At 48.7% G+C, this 306-nt stretch carries 1 protein-coding gene; it reads left to right on the top strand.

Annotation, left to right across the window (positions count from 1 at the left end):
• Positions 1 to 306: transposase (locus ACO0LL_RS30380; protein ID WP_422954545.1), on the top strand; the 306-nt coding region annotated here is incomplete at both ends.

Consider the following 306-nt stretch of genomic DNA (forward strand, 5'->3'; position numbering starts at 1 on the left):
GGGTAACTGATGTGACGGAATTTAACGTCGCAGGAGAGAAACTGTACCTGTCTCCGGTGATGGATTTGTATAACAGGGAAATTATTGCCTTTGAGACAGCCAGGCGCCCCGTTTATGAACTCGTCGGAAAGATGTTAAAGAATGCCCTGGTCAAGCTCAAAGCACACCAAAAACCTGTTCTGCATTCTGATCAGGGGTGGCAGTACCGCATGCTTGCCTACCAGCGTGCGTTACAGCAGAAACAGGTCGTGCAAAGCATGTCACGTAAGGGCAATTGTATCGACAATGCGGCTATGGAGAGTTTCT

The sequence above is a fragment of the Undibacterium sp. TC4M20W genome, from assembly GCF_049340245.1.
In the GTDB taxonomy this organism is placed as follows: Bacteria; Pseudomonadota; Gammaproteobacteria; order Burkholderiales; family Burkholderiaceae_D; genus Undibacterium.